The organism is Psychrobacter submarinus (genome assembly GCF_904846685.1).
Classification (GTDB): Bacteria; Pseudomonadota; Gammaproteobacteria; order Pseudomonadales; family Moraxellaceae; genus Psychrobacter; species Psychrobacter submarinus.
Genome location: NZ_CAJHBQ010000003.1, coordinates 144,283 through 159,709, shown reverse-complemented (window position 1 = coordinate 159,709; position 15,427 = coordinate 144,283). Strand labels below are relative to the sequence as shown.

At 44.8% G+C, this 15,427-nt stretch carries 11 protein-coding genes, 2 tRNA genes and 1 pseudogene; 8 read left to right on the top strand and 6 right to left on the bottom strand.

Features of this window, described 5'->3' with window-relative positions; genetic code table 11:
- Positions 1–116: 116 nt before the first annotated feature.
- On the bottom strand, positions 117–1,667 hold the full coding sequence (locus JMY03_RS10005) for an SEL1-like repeat protein (RefSeq protein WP_201603497.1): 1,551 nt from the start codon (positions 1,665–1,667) through the stop codon (positions 117–119).
- Between the two features lie 36 nt (positions 1,668–1,703).
- On the bottom strand, positions 1,704–3,350 hold the full coding sequence (locus JMY03_RS10000) for a cardiolipin synthase (protein ID WP_227675591.1): 1,647 nt from the start codon (positions 3,348–3,350) through the stop codon (positions 1,704–1,706).
- Positions 3,351–3,843: 493 nt separating this feature from the next.
- On the opposite strand from JMY03_RS10000, the gene JMY03_RS09995 reads away from it, so the two are divergent.
- Both JMY03_RS09995 and JMY03_RS09990 read left to right on the top strand, forming a co-directional pair.
- Positions 3,844–3,919, top strand: a tRNA-Val gene (locus JMY03_RS09995).
- Between the two features lie 36 nt (positions 3,920–3,955).
- A tRNA-Asp gene (locus JMY03_RS09990) sits at positions 3,956–4,032 on the top strand.
- 299 nt (positions 4,033–4,331) lie between these two features.
- Here JMY03_RS09990 and JMY03_RS09985 read toward each other — a convergent pair.
- Positions 4,332–4,478: pseudogene (locus JMY03_RS09985) on the bottom strand (integrase core domain-containing protein); the annotation flags it as partial.
- Between the two features lie 78 nt (positions 4,479–4,556).
- On the opposite strand from JMY03_RS09985, the gene JMY03_RS09980 reads away from it, so the two are divergent.
- Together JMY03_RS09980 and JMY03_RS09975 are read left to right on the top strand one after the other, a co-directional pair.
- A complete protein-coding gene (locus tag JMY03_RS09980; protein WP_201603495.1) occupies positions 4,557–5,546 on the top strand; it encodes a D-cysteine desulfhydrase family protein in 990 nt (329 codons plus the stop codon).
- A 117-nt stretch (positions 5,547–5,663) separates the two neighbouring features.
- Complete coding sequence (locus tag JMY03_RS09975; RefSeq protein WP_025647112.1) at positions 5,664–6,278, top strand: DedA family protein; 615 nt, start codon at positions 5,664–5,666, stop codon at positions 6,276–6,278.
- A 42-nt stretch (positions 6,279–6,320) separates the two neighbouring features.
- Here the strand turns inward: JMY03_RS09975 and JMY03_RS09970 are convergent, their stop codons facing one another.
- Positions 6,321–6,620: a DUF4298 domain-containing protein gene (locus JMY03_RS09970; RefSeq protein WP_201557210.1), complete on the bottom strand. Its 300-nt coding sequence runs from the start codon at positions 6,618–6,620 to the stop codon at positions 6,321–6,323.
- A gap of 134 nt (positions 6,621–6,754) precedes the next feature.
- Positions 6,755–7,738 carry a glutathione S-transferase family protein gene (locus JMY03_RS09965; RefSeq protein WP_201603493.1) on the bottom strand — a complete coding sequence of 328 codons (984 nt, stop codon included), beginning with the start codon at positions 7,736–7,738 and terminating at the stop codon, positions 6,755–6,757.
- 492 nt (positions 7,739–8,230) lie between these two features.
- On the opposite strand from JMY03_RS09965, the gene JMY03_RS09960 reads away from it, so the two are divergent.
- From JMY03_RS09960 to JMY03_RS09945, 4 genes are all read left to right on the top strand, one after another.
- On the top strand, positions 8,231–9,895 hold the full coding sequence (locus JMY03_RS09960) for a glycosyltransferase family 2 protein (RefSeq protein ID WP_201603492.1): 1,665 nt from the start codon (positions 8,231–8,233) through the stop codon (positions 9,893–9,895).
- 128 nt (positions 9,896–10,023) lie between these two features.
- A complete protein-coding gene (locus tag JMY03_RS09955) occupies positions 10,024–11,337 on the top strand; it encodes a glycosyltransferase family 4 protein (protein WP_201603491.1) in 1,314 nt (437 codons plus the stop codon).
- A 45-nt stretch (positions 11,338–11,382) separates the two neighbouring features.
- Positions 11,383–12,606: a hypothetical protein gene (locus tag JMY03_RS09950; RefSeq protein ID WP_201603490.1), complete on the top strand. Its 1,224-nt coding sequence runs from the start codon at positions 11,383–11,385 to the stop codon at positions 12,604–12,606.
- A gap of 21 nt (positions 12,607–12,627) precedes the next feature.
- On the top strand, positions 12,628–13,719 hold the full coding sequence (locus tag JMY03_RS09945) for a glycosyltransferase family 2 protein (RefSeq protein WP_201603489.1): 1,092 nt from the start codon (positions 12,628–12,630) through the stop codon (positions 13,717–13,719).
- Positions 13,720–13,946: 227 nt separating this feature from the next.
- Here the strand turns inward: JMY03_RS09945 and JMY03_RS09940 are convergent, their stop codons facing one another.
- Entirely contained in the window at positions 13,947–15,257 is a 1,311-nt protein-coding gene (locus JMY03_RS09940; protein WP_201603488.1) for a lytic murein transglycosylase, read from the bottom strand.
- Positions 15,258–15,427: the final 170 nt, after the last annotated feature.

Genomic DNA, 15,427 nt, shown 5'->3' with positions numbered 1-15,427 from the left:
ATAAGGGATAAGACGGCAGCAAACACAGCCGACACGTTAACTTAAGCAGACAAGACGAAAAACTAAAAATGAGCGTGACAATTTTACCGTAAACTTTAGTCAATGAGAATTAGCCATTAGACAAATATAATTAATAAAAGCGCCGCTACCACTATCGCGCCAATAAGCCATTGATAACGCTTAAAGCTGTGCTGCTCTTGTTTTTGGGTATCGATCAGCATTTGCGCTTGTTGCCACTCCTTATTCAGGGTGATGGCTTCTGGATGACCATTGTCCGCCGCTTGCTCGAGCCAATATCTGCCCATGTCTATATCTTGCGTCAGTCCAAACCCTTGATAGTATAGCTTACTTAACAAGCGCTGGGCGCGGCTATCATTGGCGTTGGCGGCTTGTTTGACTAAACTTATACCCTTCTTTGTACTTGCCTGATCTATGCTAGCCCGATTTATACCAGCTTTATCCTTATCAGACTCGCTATCCATATTTAACTTAGCGGTGCCTTCGCCTAATAGCTCATACATCGCAAGTCGGAGCATAGCGGCAGTATGGCCGGCGTTAGCTGACTTTTGTAGTAAGCCTAATGCCTGCAGACGAGCGGCTTGATGAGTATCAGAGAATTTAACTTGCGCGCGTGGTTTGTTTTGTTTTGCGATATGACGCTCGAACTGATCGAGTATATGACAAGCTTGCTCATATTCCTTGTTTCCAGCATTTTGCGGCACTTTAATCTCATTGAGCTCGTTTAACAAACGAGTAAAGATCTCAGGCGTCGGTTGGGCATTTTTATTAGCAACTTTATTATTTGCAGTCTGGCTATTAGGGCTTTTATGAGCAGGGTTATTAACTTCATTATTGGTTGCAATTTTAGGATGGTTGTCACTTTCAGTTGGCTTCGACTGCGCTGTGGTTGACGGTAAGACAGACTGAATAGGCAGCTTAGCGTTTATCTGCACTGATTCATCTTGCCCTAAGTTTTGCTGATATTTTGGGTTATTTTCCGTATTCGCTGGCAGCCTTTGAGTCTCTACTGGGGTATTCGCCGACTGAGATGTTTGAAGTATTTGCGAAGACACTTGAGGCAAGCGCTCTTTGACTGCTTGATATAGACCGCTAGCAATCTGTCTTCCTTGAGCGGCGACAAATTGCCTATCAATATGACCAAATAGGCGCAAACCGATTGGCTCTAAAGCAAAAAATAACGCCGCTGCATGAGCGCTTACCTCATTTAAATCATCGTTTACCTGAGCACTGTCTTCTCGATAAGATACTGCCATGTCTTGATAAAAATCATCGGCAGATAGTCTCAGCTGAGGATAACGGCGGCGCAGCTCAGACTGACTGTACCAATGCGGCAAGCTTTGCCACTCACCGGCTAAAATCCGGCCGGCATAAAACGCAAGGAACCATAATAGATGGCGAAAGCGATCATCTGCTAATAAGTGCTGCTCTGTTACTGCGTTTTTAGCATTATCTCGGCGTATCTGTAATAGTAGCGTGTCCACGCGCTGCAAACTCGCTAGCGTCTCATCTAACTTACAAGCCTGCAGCTCAGCCTCATAAGCGATACCGCCTGCGATAGGACGCTGAGCCAAAAAGTCCTGCCAGTACCCTTCAGCGATATAATCCAGTGAAGTCTTGGCTACAAATGAATCAAAGCTGACAGACATAGCGAAACGTATCCTATGGGTGAATAAACATGCAAATTATAATAAGGGACTAAACAAGCGTATCACATTATCGAACAAGCTTTTAGAACGAGGGCGCTGCTGCCAATAATGCAGCTCCAAAAACTCACAATTCTCCAAATAAGCGTTTTGGCAGCTCAGAACTTGCGCCACCATCTCTGGGGTGTAAATCGCCAAAGTCACTTCCATATTCAAATAAAAGCTACGCATATCGATATTCACTGTACCAAACAGGCAGTAATCATCGTCAATGACCACGGTTTTGGTATGTAGCAAGCCGCCTTCGAAGCGTGCAATCTTCACGCCCGCCTCTAACAGCTCTTGATAATAAGCCTGCGAGGCATGCTGTACCAGAAATGAATCTACTTTCTTTGGCACAATCAACGTCACATCGACGCCGCGCCTTGCAGCTGTAGTTAGCGCCCCAGATAAGGCTTCGTCTGGCACGAAATAAGGCGTAGTAATCTGAATGCGGGTATTAGCACGGTGGATAACCGTGACTAGCGTATTATAAATGACATGCCCGGTCAGCTGCGGCGCTGATGGGATCAGCTGAGCGATAACGTTATTGACTATTGGCATAGGCGCAATATCTATCAAGTTTGTCCCCGCTAATGGCTGCACGGCACTCTCTTGCGTATGCCCCTGCTCATCAAGCAATTGCACCCGACTGTTCAGATCGTTGATAGTAGGATGCATCACATAGAGCTTACGCGTGTAATTATTTACCCGCTTATCAAGCTCATAAAGATTATCTTGACTCTCAGCGCCGATATCGGTGACCACCACTTTACTCATAGCCGTCGCGATACTAATCGGTTGCACGCTTGTGCTCCGAATCATCACATCGATCCACTGGCCGACGTTTTTATCTTGTTTAAAATAGTTAGGGTCAACCAGATTGAAGCTGCCGGTATAGCCTATATACTCATCGATGACGATAATCTTGCGATGATTACGCAAGTCTGAGCGCTTAAACAAGGTCTTAAGTAGACCTACTGGCAGTGACTGATAAACAAAGACACCGGCATTTTCTAAAGCTTCTTGGTGCTTACGATTAAAAAACCCTAGACTACCAACACTATCCGCTAGGATGTGACACTCTACCCCGCGTCTCGCTGCACTCTTTAAAGCCTGCAGCACTTCAAGCACTTGGCCTCTCGGGTAGATAATATAAAACTCCATATAAATAGTGTGAGCGGCATTGTGAATATCAGCAATAAGCTGATTAAAAATAGCGCTTGGACTCGTCAGCAGCTGCATTTGATGACCGGCAAATACGCCAAAGCCGGTTTTTCGCGTCCCAATAGAACTCACCCCGCGATAGTGATCGGACAATAGATCTTGGCCTTGATCAAATACCAAACGCTCGCGCGCTGCCATATCGTTGGTCAATAGCTGCGCTTGGTCAACGCGCTGCCGATAGCGCCGTCCAATCATCGGCTCGCCTAACAAAAGATAGGCGATAAAGCCGACTAAAGGCAGCGTGTAAAGCATAGCAATCCAAGCAATAGACACGCCAATATTGCGCTGCACTGTGACGATACGCAGCGTCATAACGACCATCAAAGTAATATGCAATACTAAACCAAGACCGGCCAAGTCGATCCAAGACCAAGGCGCAAGTGTCTGTTGTGTCGCTAAAGGGTCTATGATGGGCTCCAATATTTGAGAGATCTTTAAGTTTGCAGCATCTATTAGCGTTTATGCAGCTTATATAGCACGTCTATCTATAGGTATGAAAAACAAACTGCTATAGTAAGCCTCCCTCCTATAGTTTATCAAATGTAATTTATCAAATAATATTTACCTACTCACTATTTCCATTCGCTTTTAGCCAGTTACATTATTTATTTGTCGAATTTATAAAATAGTATTTGACAGGCATCACCAAATCTATATAATACACACCCACAGCAAGGGGCTTTATTGGTTCTGAGTTGTTAGAGGTTTTATAGTTTAAAGCGGTGACAGCTTTAAACGAGTTAGAAATTCTAATTTAAGGATTTCAGTACCTGGTTTAGGTACATAACTTCTAGAAAATTCCCTTTAAGGAATTTTCAGCAATACCTAGTTTGATGCAGGACTTTTGGAAATCCTATTTAAAGGATTTCCCTTGCAGAGCTAAAAAAGCAGTGCTTTTTTTATACGCTCTTCAGGGTGATTAGCTCAGTTGGTAGAGCGTCTGCCTTACACGCAGAATGTCGGCGGTTCGAATCCGTCATCACCCACCACTTACTAGCTTGTGGCAAAAAAGCTAAACGACCTAAGCAGCGGTAGTTCAGTTGGTTAGAATACCGGCCTGTCACGCCGGGGGTCGCGGGTTCGAGTCCCGTCCGCTGCGCCATATTTAAAACGAATTTAAACCTTTGGGTTTAAGCAAGTTTCGCCTCAAGTATTAGTTTACTTGAGGTTTTTTTGTGTCTAGCTTTCCTCTCAAGGTCTTTATTTATAAGCTCTGGTTGTTTGCCTCTATCGAACGTTAAGAAAAGGTCTGCTCTTTAATAATGCGTAAATGATAAGTTTTTTCGCATGAGCTCTATCTTTTGAAAGTCAGTGACCAAACGGTGACCATTTAGTGACCAAGGTTGTTAAAATTGGGATGTGGCAACTGACCCCCAAATTTAAAACACCAAATAAGTAGAACTAAGCTGTCATATTAAGTTTCTGTATCGGCGTAAAGCCACCATTACCCATATTGAGTCTTTCGTTATTATAGTGATACAGCCAAGCTTCAGCCTGGTGCCGCACTTGATCTAAACTATCAAACAGTTCTTGATTAAGCCAATCATGCAGCGCATATTTCACGCTAATACTAAATGTTTGTTTCGCTTGAAATGACTATACATCACTCTTACAAATGGACTTTTTATGACTCATAACCTCCCTAAAGCGTCGCTAGGCTACTTCCCTACGCCCTTGATCGAATTATCGCGCTTGAGCGCCAAACTTAATGGCCCAAAAATCTATATGAAGCGCGATGACAATACGGGACTGGCGCTCGGCGGTAACAAGACCCGCAAGCTTGAGTACATTATGGCGGATGCTTTAGCGAAAGGCGCGGATACCGTGATTACCGCTGGCGCTATTCAGTCCAATCATTGTCGTCAAACGGCAGGGGCAGCGGCAAGCTTAGGTCTTGAGTGCCATTTGGTATTGGGCGGACAAGCGCCTAAACAGGCGCAAGGTAATCTGCTGCTGGATCAGATCTATGGCTGTCACATTCACTGGGCAGGCGCTAATCGCAAAGGGGAAGACATCCCTGCTCTTGTGGAACAGTTAACGGCGAAGGGCAAAAAGCCTTACGTTATCCCTTACGGCGGCTCAAACGAGCATGGCGCGATTGCATTTGTAGAAGCCTATAAAGAGATGGAGTCGCAGCGCGAAGCTATGGACGTGACCTTTAGTCATATTGTCTTTGCTTCAAGCTCTGGCGCGACTCATGCCGGTCTGATGCTGGGCAATAAAATGTTCGATAATGACTGTCAAATCGTCGGCATCAATATTGATAAAGGTGAGATGGATAAAGTGCCTTTTGATGAGCATATCGTGAGCCTAGCCAACAGCACAGCGCAGTTGATTGCAGCCGATTATCAGTTCACTGCGGACGATCTGATACTCAACTCTGATTATGTTGGCGACGGTTATGGGGTGATCGGCGTGCTTGAAAAAGAAGCGATTGCATTGACTGCGCAAAACGAAGGTATTTTGCTGGACCCTGTTTATACGGGACGCGCGATGGGCGGACTCATCGATATGATACGCACCGGGCAAATCAAAGCAACCGATAACGTCTTATTTTGGCATACCGGAGGCGCGCCGGCACTATTTGCCTACGCTGATGATTTAGATATACGTTAACGAAACTTGCACAGCGCGTAAAACCTTCTGAATTGAAAAACCACTGATGATCTAGTATCTTTTGCCTAAATATTCGGCTTAGCAGCAGTATTGTTCATTCTATTTTAAAGGTTTTTTATGGGTCAAATCAGTGACTGGGTACTCTCTATCACGGCGAAGTTTGGCTACTTTGGCATTATCTTTGCCATGTTTGCCGAAAACGTCTTTCCGCCTATTCCCTCTGAGGTTATTATGCCTGCTGCTGGGTTTGCCGCCTCAAATGGTGAGCTTAATCTCATACTTGCCATACTAGCAGGGACGCTTGGCGCGGTACTTGGTGCGTTACCGCTGTACTATTTAGGCCGCGTGTTTAATGAAGAGCGCTTGATAGCCTTAACCAAAAAATATGGCAAATTTGTTTTTGTAAAACCTGACGATATCAAAGCTACCAATGAATGGTTCGATAAGCACGGTAAAAAAGCGGTATTCTTTGGTCGTATGGTGCCTGGTATCCGCTCGTTTATCTCGATTCCTGCCGGTATGAATAATATGCCAATGCTACCGTTTTTGGGACTCTCCGCACTTGGTGCAAGCATTTGGACGACAGGTCTGACGCTCGCGGGTTACTATATGGGCCAAAACTACGAGGTTATTGAATCGACGCTCGCCCCTTACTCGACAGGTATTGGCATCCTTATCGTTGTCATTATTATTGGCTGGTTTGTAAAGCGGCGTTTATCTGATAAACACTAACAAATGCGCAGGCCGATAATCACTAAGTGCTAAAGCTTTGATTTACTTGTCGATAGCGTCCAGCCCTAAGCGCATCCAAGTAATCGCCTGCTCTTGATGCTCTGTCATCGCATTCCAGATACCGTCTTCGCTAAAGATAGAATGAGCCTCACCAGAGTGCTTAATCGTGACATCAGCCTCACGATCTTGCATCCACTGCGGACTGAAATAGTATTCTTGTACCTCAGACAGTAGCGCTTCTGCCTCTCTCCAATCTTGCTGCGCCTGTAATAACTTTGACTGTAGAGCAGACCAACGCTCAAATTTGTGTTGTATGTCTTGTGGATCGACTCTATCAGTCATTTTTAGCTCCTAACCATTTATCAAAAGTTCAATTTCAAAGTATCACTAGTGCGAGTGTATAAAACCCACTAGCTTTTAGATAGTGGGTTTCTGCAAAAATGAATAAGCTAATATATCGGTTTTAAAGCCGCTATTTATGCGCTCATCTGCTCACGGTTATGCGGCTCGTTAAAGCCAATAACTGGGCCTAGCGGGACGATCTCAGTCGGATTGATAGTGTCATGACTGGTATAATAGTGCGCCTTAATGTGTTCCATGTTGACAGTCTCGCTGATACCGGGCACTTGATATAGCTCTTTGAGATAGTTCCAAAGGTTAGGATAATCAATAATACGGCGAATATTACATTTAAAATGACCGACATAAACAGCATCGAATCTTACCAAAGTGGTAAATAGTCGCCAATCGGCCTCAGTAAGTCTATCGCCTACTAAATAACGGCTCGTTGCCAGACGCGCCTCTAATTTATCAAGGCCGTCAAACAACTCGGTTACCGCCTCTTCATAAGCCTCTTGCGTTGTCGCAAAGCCTGTTTTATAGACGCCATTATTGACTGATGAATAGACTTGCTCATTAATCTCATCAATCTCGTTTTTTAGATCATCTGGCAGTAAATTAAGCGGTGTTGCCCCGACTTCATCAAAGGCGGAGTTGAACATACGGATGATCTCAGAGGACTCATTACTGACGATAGTATGGTTTTTTTTGTCCCACAATACAGGGACTGTCACGCGGCCGGTATAGTCAGATTTTGCTGCGGTATACACCTCATACATATAATTGGCATGGTTGATCGGATCTTGAATGACGCCGTCGCCGTCTTTAAAGGTCCAGCCGTAATCGCGCATAAACGGATGCACTACCGATAGCGATATCATATCCTCAAGCCCTTTGAGCTTACGATAGATAGTCGTGCGATGCGCCCAAGGACAAGCTAAAGACACATATAAATGATAACGGTTTGGCTCGGCCTTAAATCCGCCCTTTCCTGTTGGGCCTGCGCTACCATCTTTGGTTACCCAATTGCGAAAGCCCGACTCTTCGCGTTTAAAGCGGCCGCCAGTAGCATCCGTGTCATACCATTGGTCTTGCCACTGTCCTTCTACTAATAATCCCATCATCTTATCCTTATCAAAACATTATGCTTTTTAACGAACTCTATAAAATTCTGCTTATGCTCATTTAGGCAAAGCACTAAGTGAATATACGTTCATGTTAGCTTGGTCCGACTATAACACTTTACTCGCCAGCTATACATTAGAGTAAACAAATATGACTCTGAATCATAAAACCTGTCTGCTAGCTAAATGCAGGTGCTAGAAATCAGTAGAAGACGATACAGCAACTAATCTGGACGCTAACCACCTAATAACTAACACTTTCTTACCTAAATTACTCACCGTTACACTTAGGCTATTTTTACGACAATTCTTGTCTAATTTGAGCTATCAAACCATATTATTATGACTTTATAACTGAGCATAGCTTTACTATTAACAGCTCTGTTCTTACATGACTGACGCCTAAAATTATAAAAATAACTTTAAAATTATAATTATCAATACTTAACCCTATTAGCCATAAGTTACGTGGATGCTCAAGGATAGATCATGACCGTTAATGAAGTGACTGCTTTTGCGCCTAATTTCACTACTTATCATTCAAGCCGCAGCTCTTATGCTGAAGGTTTGGACAATGAGGATACGGTTAGTTTAAGTTTTCAGATTATGACTCGTGCTGAACCGTTTGAGGTTGTCACAGCGACTATTGAGTCTTTGCTAGCCATTAAGTCCGCTAATGACGAGATTCTCATTATCGATAACAACCATACAGATAAAGCCTTGTACGAGCCTTTGGCCGCTTATTGCGCCAGTTTGGCAAGTGAGCTTAAAGTACGTTTTTATCATGTGGATAAAGTGGATAACTTTAAATCAGGAGCGCTGAACTTAGCGCTAGAGTTGATGGACACAAGCTGTAGTCATATTGTGGTAGTCGATAGTGATTATCAAGCGCTCCCTCATGCTAGAGAAGCTATCGCTCAAGCAATAGTAGACTATCCTACTCATGCTTTGTTGCAGTTCCCGCAGTTTTATCGCGATAAAGGCCTAATAGATGTGCATAGCGAATTAAACCATTATTTTAATTATCATCTGTACCGCCCTTTCAACCGTCAGCGCGCGTTATCAACGGGTACTTTTGCAGTTATTCGCAGGCAAGCCCTTACCCAACTAGGCGGCTGGTCTGGCGCGTCTATTACTGAAGATGCGCAGATGGGTGTCTTGATGCACCGGCAAGGGCTGAAGAGTCAGTTTATCCCTAAAGTGATAGCGACAGGCCTGTTGCCCAACACTTTGCCGGATCTTATCTGTCAAAGACAGCGCTGGATTTATGGCAATATGCAAGTGCTGAGCTCTTATTTTGCTACTGATAAGCAAGCGTCGGTAGCAGAGAAACCACCTTTTAAAGCTCAACAAAACTCTGAGCGCCTATCTTATATCAGAGCGCATCTCTCGCAGCTTAGCGCTTGGGTCAACTTCACTGGCTTATTTATTTTGTTGCAGCTAACGTGTGTCCTGATGGTTACTGGCGCTTTATTACTTAATTTTGCAGCAAATTTTCAGTTATTACTCGCGCCTTTGTATGCCGTTTTTGCCAGCTACGCGCTGTTTTTAGGCAGACGCTTTTGGGCTTATAGTCATGATAGCGCCCCTCTTAACCAGCAAATACATAGCGCTAAACAAACTAGTCGTAAGCCTGCCTTTCTTCTACAAAGATATGAGTCGTTAAAAAAACAAACGCGAGCTTGGCTGCTGCACCTGAATTTTTGGGAGTTTGGCGCTTTATCGTGGATGCCAGTACTTTGGGGCCGTGATAAACCTTTTATTTGTACGCCCAAACAAACGCTCAGCAGTACCTCTCGCTCGACCTTTATAGCCAATATCAGGGCGCTACCTAAACTGCTATTGACGCTTAACTTGGCTACTTTGCTACTAGTTGCGCCTTTTTCACCGCTTTATTCGCCGGTGTTGTTTATTGCTGCTTTAGTGATTTGTTTGATAAAAGTGCTAGCGGCAAACGTAGCGCTAGACAACTATCGTTATCAGCGAACAGAGGGACAAATTATTAATTTTAAAACGCGTAGCCAGTATAAAGCTGTGCGTAAGCCAAGCAAAACGGCTACCTCATTAGCAAAGGCTAAAGCTATTCCATCAACAGCTATGAGCCGTCACTCTATTAATAAAGCTTGCACGGACAAAGAAGCCGCAAGCTCTTAGCTGTTTTTTATTCAGCTTGTGCGGCTATTGATAATAAAAGCTATAACGAACGTTTAAACCGATATAAATATAATACCGGCATAAATACAATACTTACATTCTCCTTATCGCCCCTTACTGGACACATTATGTCACTGACACATCCTAAAGCTTCGATGCAGATTCGCTCTGCGCCGCCTATGCACGCGCCTCTAAAGATCGCTATCATCGCTCATTCGCTCTATCCGATTGCACAGCCTTATGCTGGCGGTTTGGAGATGATTACTCAGCTACTATGTGATGAGCTAGTCGCGCGCGGTCATGACGTACTGCTCTATGCTCATGAGGACAGCCAAACGCAGGCTAACCTACAGCCGCTCATGACTCGCGAACAGTTTGATGCTTTAGTTTATGACAATGAGCACGACTCTGTCGGTATGAGCCGTGAGGATATGTATCAGTATCTTGTATATCAGCAGGCGCTTAGCGACATCATTGCCAGAGACAATCGCGGCGAGATTGATATCGTCCATAACCATAGTCTGTATCACGTACCGATGCTAACGGGTCAGGCATTTGGTAAGCGTTTTTTTACTACCTTTCATACGCCTATTTTTCCGCATATACGCTTAGCTTTATTAACCCTGCAGCAAGGCACTGCCACGCAATTTACTTCAATCAGCGCTCATCAGCAGCAGCTGTTTGACGAGTTTGTGCCATCACATGTGGTCTATAACGGTATCGATGTCGACTCTTTTACAGCCAATATTGAGCCTATTAACGAGGAGGTTTATTTTTGGTATGGGCGTATTTGCCCCGAAAAAGGCACACACTTAGCGATGCAATACTGTCAGGCAGCAGGTAAACGCTTGATTATCGCAGGTCCCAAAAGTAATCAAGAGTATTTTGATAGCAAAGTTGCGCCACTACTGGCAGCGGATGCCGATAAGGCAGATGGCGAGGCGCTATTCACTTACGTGGGTCACTTAACCAAAGATCAAATCAACGACTATTTGTGTCAAGCAACCGCCATGCTATTTACGAGTACTTGGGATGAGCCATATGGCCTCACTTTGGCTGAGAGCTTAGCCTGCGGTACGCCAGTGATAGGCTTCGACGTAGGCGCTGCGGCAGAGATTATCAACGATGAGACAGGTATTATCGTCCCTAAGTGTAATGAGCAGGCCTTTGTAGCAGCTTTTGATACTATTAAGACTCGCTCAAGAGCGGCTTGTCGCACGCGTGCTGAGCAGTTTTGTTCGGTTGCGGCTATGGTCGATGGCTATGTCGATTTATATAGACAAGCGTTATCGCTAGAACCTTTAGTATCAGATAGCGCTAATTTTAAAGCTAGCAATACTGTTTCAAATATTAATCGTCAAAATAGTGTTGATAATCCAAGTGAAGCGACTACTCAAAATAAAGATGAAACTAGGAAGCAGAAAGTTGAAAGAGTCGTTTAATTTTTACTTTAAACCTTTAACCTTTATATAATCTTTGGAATTTTTATGCGCATTGGCTATTATGCTCACCACCACGGCTCAGGTCATTGCCGACAAGCGGATAAACTAGCCGCGCTTATGCCTATCAGCTTACGTAACACCTTTATCGTTTTTACCAGCCTTGCCATAGACGCTTATACTTTTACGACTATCAAAAATGACCAAATTATTCGTCTTAATGCAGAGGATGAGCGAGAGGATGATATTTTGGCTGGCCGTGCAGGCAAGTACTGGCAGCCGGCAAGTCTGCATTACTCTCCTATAGGTAATCACGATATCCAAACTCGTAGCCTACAACTCTTAAATGCTATTCAGCAGCATAGCATCGATCTAATGATTATCGATGTCAGCGTTGAAGTCGCTATGCTCTGCCGCGCCGCTAGCGTGCCTTATCTTTACGTTAGGCTTGCAGGTATTCGCGATGACGAACCGCATCTCAACGCTTTTGCTGGGGCCCTAGGCTTACTTGCGCCCTACCCGAAAGCCTTAGAGGCAGATGAGACCGACGACTGGCTTCAACAAAAAACCTTATACTTAGATTTTTTGCCTGAAAAGAGCGCCAAGTCCATCTCTTATGATGCATTTATAGTATCACTAGCCGACCTGATTGAAGACGATAATAATGGCTCAAACCCTGCTACAAAGTTTAATCTAACCGATAAAGCTGAACAACACCCAAAGATTATTACAGTGATTAAAGGCTATGGTGGCCATGAGGCGATTGACGCTAAGCTGCCAAAACTGCGAGAGATGTACCCTGATGCCTTGATTATATCGCTTGGGCCAATCGCTGATAACAAACGTAGCTATGTTGATATCGCCGCGCAAGTAACTGATGTCTCGCCTTTTCTTATGCATAGCGATCTGTTGATAATGGCGTGCGGACTCAATGCTATCGCGCAAGCTTATCATCACAAGACACCATTAGTAGTGCTACCAGATGAGCGGCCGCATCGTGAGCAAGAAGTGATGGCAGAGGCGCTTATCGCACAAGGGCGGGCGATGAGTTGGCAACAATTTGTAGACGCGTCAAAAAACCCTCCTAGTCTCGGCAGTTTACTCACTTCATCTGCTAAGCCAGACAGCAACCGAGTGAGTAACAATACGGTAGATGAAACAAACACCAAAACCGCGGCCCAAGCCTTGATGGACAGCTTTATTGAGTATCCGGCTACTAAACCCTGGTTTCAGGACTGGTTATTACCAAAGCTAGATATGACTCCTAAATGATTAATACAATAAAAATAAACTATGAATCAAGCAAACCACCCTCGACCTAAAACTATCGATGTCAGCGTCATTACCACTTGCTATGGTCGTAATCGCCACCTTTATAACCTCCTTAGTAGTTTAGCTAATGGTAGCGTGCAGCCTGCTGAGATCATTATCGTCAACGATGATGCTGACCCTAAGCGCTTAGCTGAGTATCCACTCAATATCGTGCAAATCCCTACTTCGGACAGTAAAGAGAGGGATTTAGCAGCGGCTAATCAACGAGATCTGCTGTCGGACAACGAAAACGACGCTATAGAAAAAACAGGGTTCGATATTGGCCGAAACCGCAATCTTGGCGCAGCTAAAGCCAGTTATGAGCAGCTGATATTTTTGGATGTCGATTGTATCGTGTCGACGACTTTTACCAAGCAATTAAGCGCGAAGCTAGCCGCGCATCCCAGTGCCCTACTTATGGGTCAGCCGCTCTATCTGACGCGTCCGCTAACCGATAATGAGTCTGGTAAATTACAACAAGGTGATTGGGGCAATGCTGAACTAAACGCTCTCGCGGTGACTAATCCTTATCGTCATAATCTTGTTGAACAAGCGGTTGATCAGGCGGTTGATCAGGCGGTTGAACAAGCTGCCGAATCCACTGACAGTATAGAATTAGAGTCCGCGAAGATAACTAACAGAGCGAAAAGAACAATTGAGCGTACGCAAGACTATGGCGCGTTTTGGAGTTTATGCTTTGCCATTAGCCGTACTCAGTTTGGAAAGATTGGCGGTTTTGATACTCATTACATCGGTTATGGTGCTGAAGACACGGACTTTGCTTTTATGGCACGCGAACTAAATATTGAGTTTTATTTGACTGGTGATATTATCTATCATCAGCAGCACAGTGTCTATCGTCCGCCGCTTAATCACCTCTCAAGCATCGTTGTCAATGCCAATCGCTTTTATGAGAAGTGGCAACACTGGCCCATGGGCGGCTGGCTTGAGAGCTTCGCCGATATGCAACTTATCAACTGGCAGCCTGAGCAGCAAAGCGCCATCACTATCACTCGTCAGCCTACAGATAATGAAATTAAGGCTGCACATTGCCCTGACGCGCCCTACGTTTAGACTGTCACCTAACCAAAAGCACCTAACCCAAATCATTTAACCCAAATCATTTAGACTTTACAAAAAAAGCATCCTAACTCGGATGCTTTTTAGCTTTTGCTTCATTTTAGAAAAAACATTTAATCGTTAAGCTTTGATCTATGCCACTTTAATTTATGCCACTTCAATTTATGCCACTTTAATTTATGCCAATAGTCACTTTTAAAAAAAGGCATAATCAGATCCGCTCACCAGCCAGTTAAAGATATCGCGCTACGCTGGGTGATAAAACCATCTGGCGTTTGCCCATTAGCCGCTTGCCAGCGCTGAAAAGCCTTGCGCGTATTGGTACCGATGATACCATCAGCGCCCTTGGTATCGTAGCCTGCGCTAGTCAAACGGCGCTGCAAATTTTTGACTTGTATGGTCGATAGCGGACGCTCGTATCGCGGCCATGATGTACGTAGGCCACTTTGACCCGTTATCGCTTTGCCAAGTAGACTTACGCCCAATGCATAGTTAGAAGAGTTGTTATAGACTTTGATCACATCAAAGTTTGGGCTTAGCAGCAAGATAGGACCATCCTTACCGGCTGGTAACCACAGCTCCATCATCGTATTGGCATCTAGATTGACATCTTCTATAGTGTCGAGACCCATTGACGCCCATCTTGCCGCTGTTTGCTTCGTGCCGACTAAAGAGTAATCGAACGAGGCAGGAAGCGTCGCTTCATAAAATGGCGCCAGACCGCGTACCCACCCTGAAGCGTTGAGATAATTGGCCGTGGAGGCGAGCGCATCTTTGGTAGACCACGGGTTACGATGACCGTTATAGTCGCCATCCACGCCATAATCGAGCCAAGTCTTTGGGATGAACTGCGTCTCACCCATGCCGCCGGCCCATGAGCCATCGAGCTGCGACCAATACACATCACCGCGCTGCAATAAGTCAGCCAATGCTAAGAGCTGCTCTTCGGCAAACGCTTGGCGGCGGCCATCATAAGCAAGGCTGGCAAGCGAGCTTGGTATATAGCTGTTACCTGTCACTGCGCCAAAAGACGACTCCATACCCCAAATCGCCGCTATTATCTCAGCCGGAACACCATAACGCGACTCAAGGCTAGATAAATAAGAACGCTGCTCATTAAACTTGCGCTGGCCAGTACTGACTCTACCACTTGATACGGCGGAGTCGGCATAGTCCCATGGCATTTTAGAAAATTCTGGTTGGCTCGAGTCTAGCGAGATGACTTGTTGATTGAGATTAGCTGAGGCTAATAAACGCTGAATATCGGCAGGGTTTTTGCCGGCAGATATCGCGCGCATACTGAAGTCTGACTTCCAGTCTGAGAAACTAGTATAGCTTGGTTTTGGTGCAGGCGTTACCACTTGCGGTCTGACAACTGGCTTTGGCTTAACCGTGATGGTTTGCGTTTGGGTGACTTGCACATTACCTTGGCGTACCGGCTTAGTCGGCTGAGTGGCAGGCTTTTGGCTAGCACAGCCTACAACCATAAGCGTAGGTAGCAAGATTGCGATGTGATGTTTTTTGAAAATCATGAGCGTCTCGAGTATTAATAACAGGTGAAATAAGGCAAATATAGGACAATATAAAACGAAGGCAGCAGCAGCACAATCCGTTGCTCGCTAAAAATCACTTTAGCAACAAATAATAATAAAGTCGATGATATCAATAAATATTATAAATGATAAAAAAGGTCGCTATCTGT